Origin of the sequence: Burkholderia sp. RF4-BP95 (assembly GCF_001521985.1) — a bacterium.
GTDB classification, from domain to species: Bacteria; Pseudomonadota; Gammaproteobacteria; order Burkholderiales; family Burkholderiaceae; genus Burkholderia; species Burkholderia diffusa.
Genome location: NZ_LOSX01000008.1, coordinates 151,505 through 166,157, shown reverse-complemented (window position 1 = coordinate 166,157; position 14,653 = coordinate 151,505). Strand labels below are relative to the sequence as shown.

Annotated in this window: 9 protein-coding genes; 7 read left to right on the top strand and 2 right to left on the bottom strand. The window is 67.3% G+C overall.

Annotated features, from left to right (window positions below; translation table 11 throughout):
- Nucleotides 1–159: 159 nt before the first annotated feature.
- Nucleotides 160–1,581, top strand: coding sequence for an FAD-binding oxidoreductase (locus WS46_RS01240; RefSeq protein ID WP_059689073.1), 1,422 nt, complete (start codon nt 160–162; stop codon nt 1,579–1,581).
- A 100-nt stretch (nt 1,582–1,681) separates the two neighbouring features.
- Here WS46_RS01240 and purB read toward each other — a convergent pair whose 3' ends face one another.
- Nucleotides 1,682–3,070 (bottom strand): adenylosuccinate lyase, encoded by a 1,389-nt coding sequence (gene purB, locus WS46_RS01235; RefSeq protein WP_059535312.1) that lies wholly within the window; start codon nt 3,068–3,070, stop codon nt 1,682–1,684.
- Between the two features lie 266 nt (nt 3,071–3,336).
- On the opposite strand from purB, the gene WS46_RS01230 reads away from it, so the two are divergent.
- From WS46_RS01230 to WS46_RS01205, 6 genes are all read left to right on the top strand, one after another.
- Entirely contained in the window at nt 3,337–4,290 is a 954-nt protein-coding gene (locus WS46_RS01230) for a LysR substrate-binding domain-containing protein (RefSeq protein ID WP_059535314.1), read from the top strand.
- Nucleotides 4,291–4,567: 277 nt separating this feature from the next.
- Nucleotides 4,568–5,854, top strand: coding sequence for a Glu/Leu/Phe/Val dehydrogenase (locus tag WS46_RS01225; RefSeq protein WP_059465395.1), 1,287 nt, complete (start codon nt 4,568–4,570; stop codon nt 5,852–5,854).
- A 250-nt stretch (nt 5,855–6,104) separates the two neighbouring features.
- On the top strand, nt 6,105–6,998 hold the full coding sequence (locus WS46_RS01220) for a glutamate/aspartate ABC transporter substrate-binding protein (protein WP_059689134.1): 894 nt from the start codon (nt 6,105–6,107) through the stop codon (nt 6,996–6,998).
- A gap of 84 nt (nt 6,999–7,082) precedes the next feature.
- On the top strand, nt 7,083–7,823 hold the full coding sequence (locus tag WS46_RS01215; RefSeq protein ID WP_059535316.1) for an amino acid ABC transporter permease: 741 nt from the start codon (nt 7,083–7,085) through the stop codon (nt 7,821–7,823).
- Nucleotides 7,823–8,500, top strand: a complete 678-nt coding sequence (gene gltK / locus WS46_RS01210; RefSeq protein WP_059535318.1) for a glutamate/aspartate ABC transporter permease GltK — start codon at nt 7,823–7,825, stop codon at nt 8,498–8,500. The genes WS46_RS01215 and gltK overlap by 1 nt, the downstream gene beginning before the upstream one ends.
- Nucleotides 8,497–9,222 (top strand): amino acid ABC transporter ATP-binding protein, encoded by a 726-nt coding sequence (locus tag WS46_RS01205; RefSeq protein ID WP_059465398.1) that lies wholly within the window; start codon nt 8,497–8,499, stop codon nt 9,220–9,222. The genes gltK and WS46_RS01205 overlap by 4 nt, the downstream gene beginning before the upstream one ends.
- A 126-nt stretch (nt 9,223–9,348) precedes the next feature.
- Here the strand turns inward: WS46_RS01205 and WS46_RS01200 are convergent, their stop codons facing one another.
- Nucleotides 9,349–14,583 (bottom strand): autotransporter outer membrane beta-barrel domain-containing protein, encoded by a 5,235-nt coding sequence (locus WS46_RS01200; RefSeq protein WP_059689072.1) that lies wholly within the window; start codon nt 14,581–14,583, stop codon nt 9,349–9,351.
- Nucleotides 14,584–14,653 lie beyond the last annotated feature (70 nt).

Here is a 14,653-nt window from a genome sequence, read left to right as displayed (position 1 = left end):
TTCGCACGGTCCGGGATCCTGGCAGGCACGAGCGTGTCTGCCGTCAACACGGGCCATCGCGCCCTTTATCTCGTTGACACCCAAGTGGAACCGGCTGCCCCACCCGCGAAGCCAGGAACGGCTCTTCGACAGGCGGCCCAAGACCATGCAAGTGCAATCATGACTTCCAATCACAAACCCCTGATCCAGGGCGAATCGCGTTTCGACCAGACGCAACTGAACATCGAAAAGGACAACTGGAACTGGTGCGACCCGTCGCGCTACGACGGCGAGCGTCCGGCCAACTGGTACGAGGCGTCGTTGTCGCGCCATGAAAACGGCGCGCCGCTCGCGCACGACACGGTGTGCGACGTGCTGGTGATCGGCGCGGGGCTGCTCGGCGCATCGGCCGCGCTGCATCTCGCAGAAGCCGGTGTCGACACGATTCTCGTCGACAAGCATCACGTCGGCTCCGCGGCGTCGGGCCGCAACGGCGGCCAGCTCACGCCGGGCCTCGCGCGCTGGGAAGCGGCCGACATGATCGACCATCTGTCGCACGACGACGCGAAGCGGCTGTGGCGCTTCGCGTCGGCCGAATCGATGGACCTGATCGACGCGATCGGCGCGCGTTACGCGCTCGACCTCGACCGCAAGCGCGGCCACATCACGGCGGCGGTGCACCCGGGCCACATGAGCGCGCTGCTCGACGGCGCGGATGCACGCCGCCATCTCGGCGACGCCGGCGTGACGCTCGTCGGCCGCCATCAGCTGCACGACGAATACGTGCGCTCGGGGCTGTATCACGGCGCGGCGATCGACGCGACCGGCGGCCAGCTTCATCCGCTCGCGCTGGTGCGCGGCCTCGTGCACGGCTTCCGGCTGAACGGCGGCGCGTTGTACGAGGGCACCGAGGTGCTGGAGCTCGACGAGACGCCGGCGGGCGTCGTCGCGACGACGCCGGGCGGCACGATTACGGCACGCCGTGGCGTCGTGCTCGCGCTGCACAACACGACGTTCCGGCTGCTGGACGACGGCGTCGCCACCACCGTGCCGTTCTTCACGTACGTGAGCGTGACGGCGCCGCTCGACGTCGACGTCGCGACGCTGATGCCGGCCGGCATGCCGGTGTACGACACGCAGTTCCAGATCGACTATTACCGGCCCGTGCGCGGCAACCGCCTGCTGTTCGGCGGGCAGGGCACCGGCACGTGCTGGGCGCAGCCCGACGTCAACGCGTATCTGCTGACGCGGCTGAACACGGTATTTCCGCAGCACGACGGCCGCTTCGCGCTCGACTACTGCTGGAGCGGCGTCAGCGATTTCACGCTGAACGGCGCGACCGACAGCCGCAAGACCGACGGCCGCGTGCCGATGTACATGGTGCAGGGCTGGAGCGGGCATGGCGTCGCGCAGACGGTGCGGATCGGCAAGGCGATCTGCGACGACTTCGTCGGACGCAACGACGATTTCTCGATGCTGACCGGCATCGACCACCGCGAGATTCCGCTCGGCCGGCAACTGTCGCCGATCGCAATTCCGGCCGCGAAAGCGGCGATGAGCGTCATGAGCGCGCTCAATCCGGGGCGGATGATTTCGTTCTGATCGCCGGCGCTCCCGCGTTCCGACCGCGCGCGAGCCGCCAATGAAAAAGCCCGATGCGATTGCTCGCATCGGGCTTTTTTCCGTCCGGCGACGGCGGTGCTTACGCGATCCGCTTCGCGAGTTCGACGGCCTTGCCGATGTACGACGCAGGCGTCATCGCGAGCAGGCGGTCCTTCGCGTCCTGCGGGATCGCCAGCGTGCCGACGAATTCCTGCAGCGCCTCGCGCGTGATGCCCTTGCCGCGCGTCAGTTCCTTCAGCTGCTCGTACGGGTTCTCGATGCCGTAGCGGCGCATCACCGTCTGCACCGGCTCCGCGAGCACTTCCCAGCAGTTGTCGAGGTCTTCGTTCAGGCGCTGCGGGTTCACTTCGAGCTTGTCGAGGCCGCGGATCAGCGAGTCGTACGCGAGCAGCGAATAACCGAGTGCGACGCCCATGTTGCGCAGCACCGTCGAGTCGGTCAGGTCGCGCTGCCAGCGCGACACCGGCAGCTTGTCGGCGAGGTGGCGCAGCGTCGCGTTCGCGAGGCCGAGGTTGCCTTCCGAGTTCTCGAAGTCGATCGGGTTGACCTTGTGCGGCATCGTCGACGAGCCGATTTCACCCGCCTTCGTCTTCTGCTTGAAGTAGCCGACCGAGATGTAGCCCCACACGTCGCGGTCGAGGTCGAGCAGGATCGTGTTCGCGCGCGCGACCGCATCGAACAGCTCGGCCATGTAGTCGTGCGGCTCGATCTGGATCGTGTACGGGTTGAAGGTGAGCTTCAGGCGGTTCTCGATCACGTCGCGCGAGAACGCTTCCCAGTCGAATTCCGGATACGCGGAAAGATGCGCGTTGAAGTTGCCGACCGCGCCGTTCATCTTGCCGAGGATCTCGACCTTCTCGATGCGCGTGATCGCGCGCGCGAGGCGGGCGGCGACGTTCGCGAGTTCCTTGCCGAGCGTCGTCGGGCTGGCCGGCTGGCCATGCGTGCGCGACAGCATCGGCTGCTCGGCAAGCGCGTGCGACAGCGCGACGAGGCGCTGGTGGACCGTGCGCAGCGCCGGCACGATCACGTGCTCGCGCGCGCCGGCGAGCATCATCCCGTGCGACGTGTTGTTGATGTCCTCGGACGTGCACGCGAAGTGGATGAATTCGCTGGCCTTCTCGAGTTCGGCCTGGCCCTTGACCGATTCCTTCAGCCAGTATTCGACGGCCTTCACGTCGTGGTTCGTCACGCGCTCGATTTCCTTGATGCGCGCGGCGTCGTGCGCGGTGAAGCGCTCGGCGAGCTGCAGCAGGAATTGTTCGGAGGCGTCCGAGAAGCGCGGGACTTCCGCGAAGCCGGCGCGCGACAGCGCGATCAGCCAGTGCACCTCGACGGTGACGCGGTGGCGCATGAAGGCGGCTTCGGAGAGCCAGTCGCGCAGCGCTTCGGTCTTGCTGGCGTAGCGGCCGTCGATGGGCGAGAGCGCGGTGAGGGCGAAAAGCGTATCGGGACGAGTGTCGGACATGATCGGGCGTGGCCTTTGGGGCCGGTGCGAACGAGGGGAGGAGAATCCGGCATTTTACCATTGGCGCGGGGCGATTCCGGCCGAACCGGTCCGGCCGCCGCCGCCGTGGGCGATCGGCACGCATGCGGGCGCCCGGGCGGCGCGCAAGCCGTCCGCCGGCCGGCGCCCGGGCCGGTTCGCCGGGCTGCCCGTCGCGCCGCCGGGCCGGCCCGCCCGCCGGTAGAATGCAGGCTTCCTCCCGACCGCCGCCCGTCGCGCCCGCCTGCATGGAACTGAAATGGCTCGAAGACTTCGTCTCGCTCGCGGAAACGCGCAGCTTTAGCCGGTCCGCCGAACTGCGGCACGTGTCGCAGCCCGCGTTCTCGCGGCGCATCCAGGCGCTCGAGGCGTGGCTCGCGACCGAACTGATCGATCGTTCGGTTTATCCGACGCGGCTCACGCAGGCCGGCCAGATCTTCTACGAGCAGGCGCTGACGATGCTGTCGCAGGCGCACGAGGCGCGCACGCTGCTGCGCGGCCACGTCGGCGCGCCGGTGCCGACCATCGAGTTCGCGGTGCCGCATACGCTGTCGCTCACGTATTTTCCGCGCTGGCTGCAGCGGATCGAAGCGAAGATGGGGCAGGTCCACACGCGGCTGCGCGCGCTGAACGTGCACGACGCCGTGCTGTCGCTGGTCGAGGGCGGCTGCGATCTCGTGATGGGCTACCACCACCCGAGCCACCCCGTCGCGCTCGATCCGGCCCGCTACGACATGCTGGTCCTCGGCAGCGAGCCGATCAGCGCATTTTCGGCGCCGGGCCGCGCGGGCCGGCCGCGCTACACGCTGCCGGGCACGGCCGAGGCGCGCGTGCCGTACTTGTCGTATACGCCGAACGCGTATCTCGGCCGGATGACCGAAGTCATCGTCGCGAACGCACCGACGTCGCTGTTTCTCGATCGCGTGTACGAAACCGACATGGCCGAAGGACTGAAGGCGATGGCGCTCGCGGGCCACGGCGTCGCGTTCCTGCCGCACAGCGCCGTCGAGGATGCGGTGGCCAGCGGCCGCCTGATCCGGCTCGACCGGTCCGCGCGCGGTGGCACGCACCCGTTCACGCTGACGATGGAGATCCGCCTGTACTGCGACAAGCTCGCGCTGCAGGGCGACGACCCGCATCAGAAGCTCGTGCGCGCGCTGTGGGAAGTCGTGCGCGACGAGCTGCGCGAAACCGCCGGTTAACCGTGGGCGGTTAACCGCGCCAGCCGAGCGCGCGCCGCCGCCGACGCGCTTGCCGCACCCGTCCGACGCTTGTCCGGCGGGCGTTCCGCGTATTTCCCCGCCGATTTTTCGCCGACGCGATGCACGACCGATCGCGGGCGTTCTTGCGCAAATCGACCGCGGATTTGCGAAAAATCGCGATCATGCAAGAAACGCATAATCGAATAAGCAAACGGCATTGGATAAAAAAAACGGGTTTTTCGACAATGTGCGCAATCCGTTGAACGTTGGAGCGTCCATGTCTTCGCAACTGCAGTCCATCCCGTCCTACCTTCATGCCGACGATCTCGGCCCGTGGGGCAACTACCTTCAGCAGGTCGATCGCGTCGCACCGTACCTCGGTTCGCTGTCGCGCTGGCTGGAAACGCTGAAGCGTCCGAAGCGCATCCTGATCGTCGACGTGCCCATCGAGCTCGACAACGGTACCGTCGCGCACTTCGAGGGCTATCGCGTGCAGCACAACGTGTCGCGCGGTCCGGGCAAGGGCGGCGTGCGCTACCACCAGGACGTGACGCTGTCGGAAGTGATGGCACTGTCGGCATGGATGTCGGTGAAGAACGCGGCCGTGAACGTGCCGTACGGCGGTGCGAAGGGCGGCATCCGCGTCGACCCGCGCAAGCTGTCGCGCGGTGAGCTCGAACGCGTGACGCGTCGCTACACCAGCGAAATCGGCATCATCATCGGCCCGAACACCGACATTCCGGCACCGGACGTCAACACCAACGAACAGGTGATGGCGTGGATGATGGACACGTTCTCGATGAACCAGGGCCAGACGTCGACCGGCGTCGTGACCGGCAAGCCGATCTCGCTCGGCGGTTCGCTCGGCCGCAAGGAAGCGACGGGCCGCGGCGTGTTCGTCGTCGGTTGCGAGGCGGCGAAGAAGAAGGGCCTCGAGATCGAAGGCGCGCGCATCGCGGTGCAGGGCTTCGGCAACGTCGGCGGCATCGCGGCGAAGCTGTTCCAGGAAGCGGGTTCGAAGGTGATCGCGGTGCAGGATCACACGGGCACGATCTACCAGCCGGCCGGCCTCGATTCGAACAAGCTGCTCGACCACGTCGCACGCACGGGCGGCGTCGCGGGCTTCGAAGGCGCCGAACCGATGCCGAACGACGAGTTCTGGACGGTCGAGACCGACATCCTGATCCCGGCGGCACTGGAAAACCAGATCACCGAGAAGAACGCATCGAAGATCCGCACGAAGATCATCGTCGAAGGCGCGAACGGCCCGACGACGACGGCGGCCGACGACATCCTGAGCGCGAACGGCGTGCTCGTGATCCCCGACGTGATCGCGAACGCGGGCGGCGTGACCGTGTCGTACTTCGAGTGGGTGCAGGACTTCTCGAGCTTCTTCTGGACGGAAGACGAGATCAACCACCGTCTCGAGCGCGTGATGCGCGAAGCGTTCGCCGGCGTGTGGGCGGTCGCGGAAGAGCACAAGGTGTCGGTGCGTACGGCGGCGTTCATCGTTGCGTGCAAGCGCATCCTGATGGCGCGCGAAATGCGCGGCCTGTATCCCTGATCGGTCATTTCCGAGTCGATCGGATGACTATGACAAAAGCATGACGCAATCCACTCGATTGTGTGCATGAACCCTCGCGGGCGGTGCCGAATCCGGCACCGCCCGCGTGTGCATTCAGGCCCTGCAGGAGGCGCGCGAAGCCGGGAGGACGGCTTCGTACAGGACGATTCGTAGTACGGTAAACAACCAGTACTTTCAAAAATATTACTTTGATACACTGGCGCGGGTTTTAGCCAAGGAGATGACCAAAATGAAATACCAGAAGGCAGTCCTGATGGTCGCGGCGCTGTGCGCGTTCGCGAGCGGCGCGCATGCACAGGAGACCGGCACGCTGAAGAAGATCAAGGACACGGGCGTGATCGCGCTGGGCCACCGCGAATCGTCGATTCCGTTCTCCTACTATGACCAGAACCAGCAGGTCGTCGGTTATTCGCGCGACTTCCAGATGAAGGTCGTGGACGCGGTGAAGAAGAAGCTGAACCTGCCGAACCTGCAGGTCAAGAACATCCCGGTGACGTCGCAGAACCGCATTCCGCTCGTGCAGAACGGCACGGTGGACATCGAGTGCGGCTCGACGACCAACAACACGGAGCGTCAGCAGCAGGCCGCATTCTCCGACACGATCTTCGTGATCGGCACGCGCCTGATGACGAAGAAGGATTCCGGCGTGAAGGACTTCGCGGACCTGAAGGGCAAGACGGTCGTGACCACCGCCGGCACGACGTCCGAGCGCCTGCTGCGCAAGATGAACAACGACAAGCAGCTGGGCATGAACATCATCAGCGCGAAGGACCACGGCGACTCGTTCAACACGCTCGAGTCGGGCCGCGCGGTCGCGTTCATGATGGACGACGCGCTGCTCGCGGGCGAACGCGCGAAGGCGAAGCAGCCGGGCGAGTGGGTGATCGTCGGCACGCCGCAGTCGGAAGAGGCGTACGGCTGCATGATGCGCAAGGGCGATGCGGACTTCAAGAAGGTCGTCGACGACGCGATCTCGCAAGTCGAGAAATCGGGCGAAGCCGCGAAGATCTACGCGAAGTGGTTCGAGAACCCGATCCCGCCGAAGGGGCTGAACCTGAACTTCCCGCTGTCCGATTCGATGAAGAAGCTGTACGCGAACCCGAACGACAAGGCGCTCGACTGACCACGCAGCCGTTGACGCAGAAATGACGCTACTGAAACGGAAGAGGCCTCGCTTCTTCCGTTTCTTTTTGCTGGAGTCTTGCCTATGTCTTACCACTGGAACTGGGGCATCTTCCTGAGCCCCGTCTCGACCGGCGAGCCGACGACTTACTTCGGATGGCTGATGTCCGGATTCTGGGTGACGATCGAGGTGTCGCTCGTCGCCTGGGTCGTCGCGCTGATCGTCGGTTCGCTGTTCGGCGTGCTGCGCACGGTGCCGAACAAATGGCTGTCCGCGATCGGCACCGTCTACGTGTCGATCTTCCGGAACATCCCGCTGATCGTGCAGTTCTTCGTCTGGTACCTCGTCGTGCCCGAACTGCTGCCCGCGTCGATCGGCACCTGGATCAAGCAGTTGCCGCCCGGCACGCAGTTCTTCACCGCGTCGATCATCTGTCTCGGCCTGTTCACGGGCGCGCGCGTGTGCGAACAGGTTCGCTCGGGGATCAACGCGCTGCCGAAGGGCCAGCGCGCGGCCGGCCTCGCGATGGGCTTCACGCAATGGCAGACGTACCGTTACGTGCTGCTGCCGGTTGCCTACCGGATCATCGTGCCGCCGCTTACGTCCGAGTTCCTGAACATCTTCAAGAACTCGGCGGTCGCGTCGACGATCGGCCTGCTCGACCTGTCCGCGCAGGCCCGACAGCTCGTCGACTACACCGCGCAGACCTACGAGTCGTTCATCGCGGTGACGCTCGCGTACGTGCTCATCAACCTCGTCGTGATGGCGTTCATGCGCTGGATCGAAGGCCGCACGCGGCTGCCCGGCTACATCGGAGGCAAGTGATGCATCAGTTCGACTGGAGTAGTATTCCCGGCGCGATCCCGACGCTGTGGACGGGGGCGATCGTCACGTTCAAGATCACGCTGATCGCGATCGTCATCGGCATCGTCTGGGGCACGCTGCTGGCGCTGCTGCGGCTGTCCGGCGTGAAGCCGCTCGAATGGTTCGCGAAGGCGTACGTGACGGTGTTCCGCTCCATCCCGCTCGTGATGGTGCTGCTGTGGTTCTTTCTGATCGTGCCGCAGGTGCTGCAGGGCGTGCTCGGGCTGTCGCCGACGATCGACATCCGGCTTGCGTCGGCGATGGTCGCGTTCTCGCTGTTCGAAGCCGCGTATTATTCCGAGATCATCCGCGCCGGTATCCAGGCGGTGCCGCGCGGGCAGGTGAACGCCGCGTTCGCGCTCGGCATGAACTACGCGCAGGCCATGCGCCTCGTGATCCTGCCGCAGGCGTTCCGCGCGATGGTGCCGCTGCTGCTCACGCAGGCGATCGTCCTGTTCCAGGACACGTCGCTCGTGTACGTGATCAGCCTCGCGGACTTCTTCCGCACGGCCGCCAACATCGGCGATCGCGACGGCACGACCGTCGAGATGGTCCTGTTCGCGGGTGCATGCTATTTCGTGATTTGCTCGGTGGCGTCTGCCCTCGTCAAAGGTCTCCAGAAAAAGGTCACAAGATGATTTCCATCAAGAACGTTTCGAAGTGGTACGGCCAGTTTCAGGTCCTCGCCGATTGCACGACCGAGGTGAAGAAAGGCGAAGTGGTCGTGGTGTGCGGCCCGTCGGGCTCGGGCAAGTCGACGCTGATCAAGACCGTGAATGGCCTCGAGCCGTTCCAGCAGGGCGAGATCCTCGTGAACGGCCAGTCGGTCGGCGACAAGAAGACGAACCTGTCGAAGCTGCGCTCGAAGGTCGGGATGGTGTTCCAGCATTTCGAGCTGTTTCCGCATCTGTCGATCACCGAAAACCTGACGCTCGCGCAGATCAAGGTGCTCGGCCGCGGCAAGGACGAAGCGACCGAGAAGGGCATGAAGCTGCTCGATCGCGTCGGCCTGAAGGCGCATGCGCACAAGTTTCCGGGCCAGCTGTCGGGCGGCCAGCAGCAGCGGGTCGCGATCGCGCGCGCGCTGTCGATGGACCCGATCGCGATGCTGTTCGACGAACCGACGTCCGCGCTCGATCCGGAAATGATCAACGAAGTGCTCGACGTGATGGTCGAGCTCGCGCAGGAAGGGATGACGATGATGGTCGTCACGCACGAAATGGGCTTCGCGAAGAAGGTCGCCCATCGCGTGATCTTCATGGACAAGGGCGCGATCGTCGAGGACGACCGCAAGGACGATTTCTTCTCGAATCCGAAGTCGGATCGCGCGAAGGACTTCCTCGCGAAGATCCTGCACTGAGCGCTCGTGCGTCGCGCGCTTCGCGCGCGCGGCATGCGCAAACCGCCCGGCCGAACGCCGGGCGGTTTTTTTTCGCCGGTTGCCCGTCGGCCGCCGCCGGCGACGGACGGATTCCGGCAGCGGGCGTCACCAGCTGTAGCGGTAGCCGACCTGCCCGGTGACGCCGCGCCGGTAATCGCCGCCGATGTTGCGCGCATATTTCACGTTCGCGTACAACTCGCCCGACTTGCCGAAGCCCGCGGTCACGCCAAGGCCGAGCTCGTACCACGTGCGGCCCAGGTGCGTCGCGAACGGCGTGCCGCCGACGACGGTCTGGCCCGGCGACAGGAAGTCGTGCAGCACGTCGGCCGTGAAATACGGCGTCGCGGCGCCGCCGCCCGCGTTCGCATCGAGGTTCGGCCGGAAGATGCGTACGCCGACGCGTCCGCGCAACGCACTGGTCGTCGTGCCCGACACGGCCGACACGTTGTCGTTGAACCCGTTCAGCTTCAGGTACTGGTACATCAGCTGCGCCTGCGGCTCGACCGCGATCGGCGTGCCGCCGATCCCGAACGGCTTGCCGACCTCCTGCGACAGTGCGATGCCGAAGCCGTTCTGCGATGCCTCGTTGCCGTAGCTGTCGCGATAGCGGTTGCCGTAGTGCGTGACCTGGCCGACGCTGTCGAAGTAGGTGCCGTCGGACAGGTAGCGCGTCCAGTAGCCGCCGATGCTCTGCGCATGCATCTCGACCGAGCCCGTCGACGTCGACAGGCCCGCCGTGCCGGCGCGTGCCATGTCGCTGAAGCTCGCGTTCGCGACGCCGATGCTCGCCGTCACGCCCGCATGCGTGCTGCCGCCGGCCGGCGCCTGGTCGAGCGTCCAGTCCTTGCCGAACTGCGCGAAGAACGTACGCTCGTCGGCCGCGAAGCGGCCCGCGTTCGCATCGAGGCTCTGTCCGCCCACGCGGCCCCAGACGCCGTCGCGGTTGCCCGGTGCCTGCTTCTCGAGGTTGTAGATGTCGCCGACGCGCTCGTGCAGCTTGCCGAGCGTCGAGAAGCCGTAATCCGCGTTCAGCAGCGGCGTCATCGCATAGCCTGCAACGCCCGGACGGTACGCGAGATTGCCGCCGCCGTCGATGACGTTCGGGCCGACCGGTTCGCCCGGGTCCGTCGGGTCGAGTTGCGAGCGCAGATACCAGCCGTTCGCATCGCTCTGGCCGCCGCGGTAGAGCCGGTATTCGTATGCGCCTGCCTGCACCGGGCCCGCGAGATGGAACGCCGATGCGGAGGTCGTGCCGCCGTTGGTCGTGACGACCACCGGAATACCGTCGCCCGTCGTCTGCGCGCCGGTGCCGGCCGTGTTCGCGACCTTCAGCCCCGTCGTGCCCGTCGCGGCGCCGCCGTTCACGATCAGCCGGTCGGTCGGCGACGCATCGGCGCCGAGATAGGTGTTCAGCGCGATCGTGCCGCCGTTGCCGACATAACTGCCCGTCGTCAGTGTCCGGTAGCTGCCTGCCGCCGTCGGCACGCCGGACGGCGCGGCGAACGCGACCAGACCCGCGTTGTTCAGGCTGCTCAGCACGGAGCTGCCGGTCATGTGCCACGTGCTCGTGCCGTCGACGGTCAGCGCGACCGGGTCGATCTTTCCGGTGAGGGTCGTGCCGTTCGTCAGGAACACGTTACCGGTGCTCGACGCGTCCGACACGATGTCGCCGGCGAGATTCACGGCCGATGCGTTGAAGGTCGCGGTGCTGCCGTTCGCGAGGTCCAGCAGCGTGCCGTTGCCGGCCGTCACGACGGTGCCGTTGCGCACCGCGATGTCGAGCGTGCCGCCGCGCGCGGCGAACGCCGGCCCGGCCACCGACGCGACGCTGCCGCCGTCGACGAGCACGGCGCTGGTCGCGCCGGTCGCGAGCGTGTCGGTGCTCAGCACGCCGGCCGTCGCGCCCTTGAGCGTCGTGCCGGTCAGCGCGAGCACGCCGCCGCCGTCGACCGTCGCGCCGTTGCCGGCCGCGCTCGCGATCGACGAACCCGTGTCGCCGATGCGGCCGCCGTTCCGTGCGACGAGGCCGTCGGCCGCCGTGCCCGCCGTGGACACCTTCGCGCCCGACAGCAGGGCGGTCGCGCCGCTGCCCGCGACGATCGCATGCGCGCCGGCGCCGGTCGTCGCGACGGTCGTACCGTCGGCCGCGAGCGTCGAATCCGCGCCCGTCACGAAGAGGCCGCGCGCGTCGTCGCCGGCGGTGCGCACGACGGTCGCCGCATCGGTCGCGATGCGCGCGCCGACGCCGGTCGACGACAGTCCGTCGGCGCCGTTGCCGGTCGTGCCGATCTGCGTGCCCGACAGCACGATCGTCGTGTTCGCGCCGAGGTTGTCGATGCCCTTGCCGGCGCCGCCCACCGCGATCGACGTTGCGCCGGCCGCGATCCCGCCGCCCGACACGGTCGAGTCGATCAGCACGCCGTCGGCGCTGCCGTTCGCGACGACGGTGCCCGCGCCCGACAGCGCGACCGACGCGCCGGACCCCGTCAGGTGCACGCCGGCGATGCCGTCGTCCGCCTCGATCGTGCCCGCGTTGGCGAGCGTGGCCGACGCGCCCTGCACGAGCGCGCCGGTGCCGTTCGATACGCGGATCGCCGATGCGTTGTTCACCGTGCCGAGCGTGCCGGCCACGACCCCTGTCGAGCCGGCGCCGGTCAGCAGCACCGTATTGCGGTTCTCGAGCGTGCCGAGGTTTTGCGCGACGAAGCCGGTCACGCCGGCCGTCGACGACGCGACCGCCGCGTTGTTGGTCAGCGTCGTCGCCACCGGCGTACCGGCGTTCGCGCCGCTGAGCGCGTGTGCCTGGCCGTCGACGGTGCCCGCGATCGCGCCGGCCGCATTCAGGTCGATGGTCGCGCCCGAGTCGATCGTGCCCTTCGCACCGCCTTCGACCGCGACCGCGATGCCGTTCGCGCCGTTGACGTTGTAGGTGGCGTGGCCGGTGGACAGCGTCGTGCCGGCGCCCGTCGCGAGCACGCCGCGCGCGCGCTGGCCGTTCACGTCGGTCGTCAGCGTGCCGGCCGCCGACGCGCCCGTGTAGGCCGCGCCGCCCGCGATGCGGAACAGCGTCGAATCGTCGGTATCGACGCTCAGATGCTGCGCGGCGACATTGATCTTCGAGCCGGCGCCGTATGCGTAGAAGCCGGTCTGGTTCGTGCCCGACATGAAGGCCGGCACGGCGTTGGCGTTGACGTTGATCGTCGCGCCCGAGCGTGCATGGACGCCGATCGCGCCGTTGCCGGTCAGGTTGAGCGCGCCGTCGACGGTGGCCTTCGCGCGCGGCCCTTCGGCCCACACGCCGTAGTTGCGCGTGTCCGACGCCGGATCGAGCCCGCCGGCCACGTTGATCGTGCCGGTCGACGTCGCGGCCGTCGCGGTCGCACCGGTGCCGACGACCATGATGCCGATGCCGTTCACGCCATTCAGCGTGATCGTGCCCGTGTTGGTCACGGTCGCGGCCGTATTGGCCGCGAGCATGCCGACGTTGGCGAACGGCGTGCCGGGTGCCGCGCCGTTCACGACGATCGAGCCCGCGTTGCGCAGCGTGCCGGACGTCGAGTCGATGCTCGCCATCCCGGCGCCGTTTTGCGTCTGCGAGCCGATCACGATCGAGCCGAGGTTGCTGGCGGTGCCCGATGCGCCGAGCAGGATCCCGTAGGAATGCGCGGACAGCGCGACGTCGTTCGCCGCTGCCCCGGGCCCGTACTGGGCCGCGCGGCCGAGATAGATCGTGCCGCCGGCCGCGTTCGTGAAGGTGCCGCCGGCCGCGAGGCCGCCGATCACCTGGCTGTCGAGCGTCGTCGCGTTGACGCCGACGTTGATCGTGCCGGCGTTCGACGCGTTTGCACCGCTCGTCACGGCCACCGCGTAGTTCTTCAGGTCGGGGCGGTTGCCGTCGAGCGTCCACGCGCCGACGTTCATTACTCCGTTGTTGACGAACGAGGTGCCCGTGCCGCTTGCGTACACGCCGTTGCCCTCGGTGTACGCGTGGAAGCCGAAGTTGTCGGGCGGCGCGCTGCCGCTCGTGTCGAAATTGTCGCCGGACGCGTAGCCGGACGAGATCGTGCCGTTGTTGACGCCGCTCGCGCCGCTCAGCAGGCGCACCAGCGTGAAGTCGCCCGACAGGCGGCCGTCGTTGACGAAGTGCGCGCCGTTTTCCGCGAGGACGGCCGAACTCGACGCGATCGTGCTGGTGCCGCGGAAGTCGATCTGGCCGTCCTTGCCGATCTGCAGCGTCGCGTTCGCGCCGGTGCCGTGCAGGGCCGACAGGTGATCGATCGGCAGCGTGTTCTTGTCGCCGGCGGACACGTTGTTCGCATACTGGAAGGTTTCCTTCGAGAACGTGACGGCCTGGCCGAACGCCGTGTCGTAGGCGGCCTGCGAGCCGAGCGCGCCGCTCTGGACCGAGCGCACCAGGAAGTCGTTGTACGCGGCGAGCGACGCCGCGTCGGTGACGGTCCATGTGCTGCCGTCGAATGCGGTGAAGGTACCCGCGTAGGCCGGGACGTCGAGCTGGAGATTGCCGACGGCACCGCCGCTCGCGAGATAGTCGCCGGTGCCGAGCCAGATCTGGTTGCGCGAATTCCAGTTGACGACGCTTTTTGCCGAGCCGGTGCCGTCCGCGAAGGTCAGGTCGGTCTGCTTCGGCGCGATCGAGATCGCGTTGCCGGCCGCGTCGGGCGCGTTCGCGGGGTTGCCGATCGACACGTTCAGCGTGCCGCCGGTGTTGTCGACGGTGCCGATCCGCAGGTTCACGTACTGGTTGCCGTTCACGTCATGGTAGACGGGCACGTTGGTCGAGCCGGCCGTCGACGCGGCGAACGCGGACGAGTTGTACGTGGCGATCGACGTATGGGTGCCCGTGATCGTGTCGGGCGTGCTGACGCTCTGCGTCTTGCCGCCGAGCGACAGCAGCGGCTGGTTCGGGTTGCCCGACACGATGGACGTATTGCCGATCGGCGTGAGCGTATAGCCGGGGTCGCCGGCGGCGCCCGTCCATGCACCCGTCACGCCGACCGTGTCGCCGCCCGACACGGTCGTGGCGCCGGCCCGGTTGTCGTTGACGGTCGGGCTGACGCTGCCGAGCGCGCAACTGCCGCCGCTTGCGACCGCCGAACCGTTACCGCAGGTCGATGCGTATGCGGAGCCGGCCGACAGCGCGGCCAGCGCGGCACCGAGCGCGGCGACGCGCAACGGCGAGCGGCGGATGGCCGTGCGGCCGGCACGGCGGCTTGCGGCCGATTGGCTGCCCGAACGCTTGCCGCGCGCCCGGGCCGTTTCCGCAACCGCGACCCAGCAGCCGGCGGCCTCGCTCCATATCGATCGAAATGAGTGATTCACGACAAGCCCCTCTCTCTTTATTTGAACTGGTATTCGCCGTATGCGGCGAATGCGCATTCCACGGTGACGT

Coding starts and splice junctions, on each gene's coding strand:
- WS46_RS01205 (WP_059465398.1), top strand. CDS start 8,497: ATGATTTCCATCAAGAACGTTTCGAAGTGGTACGGCCAGTTTCAGGTC.
- WS46_RS01230 (WP_059535314.1), top strand. CDS start 3,337: ATGGAACTGAAATGGCTCGAAGACTTCGTCTCGCTCGCGGAAACGCGC.
- WS46_RS01240 (WP_059689073.1), top strand. CDS start 160: ATGACTTCCAATCACAAACCCCTGATCCAGGGCGAATCGCGTTTCGAC.
- WS46_RS01220 (WP_059689134.1), top strand. CDS start 6,105: ATGAAATACCAGAAGGCAGTCCTGATGGTCGCGGCGCTGTGCGCGTTC.
- purB (WP_059535312.1), bottom strand. CDS start 3,070: ATGTCCGACACTCGTCCCGATACGCTTTTCGCCCTCACCGCGCTCTCG.
- gltK (WP_059535318.1), top strand. CDS start 7,823: ATGCATCAGTTCGACTGGAGTAGTATTCCCGGCGCGATCCCGACGCTG.
- WS46_RS01225 (WP_059465395.1), top strand. CDS start 4,568: ATGTCTTCGCAACTGCAGTCCATCCCGTCCTACCTTCATGCCGACGAT.
- WS46_RS01215 (WP_059535316.1), top strand. CDS start 7,083: ATGTCTTACCACTGGAACTGGGGCATCTTCCTGAGCCCCGTCTCGACC.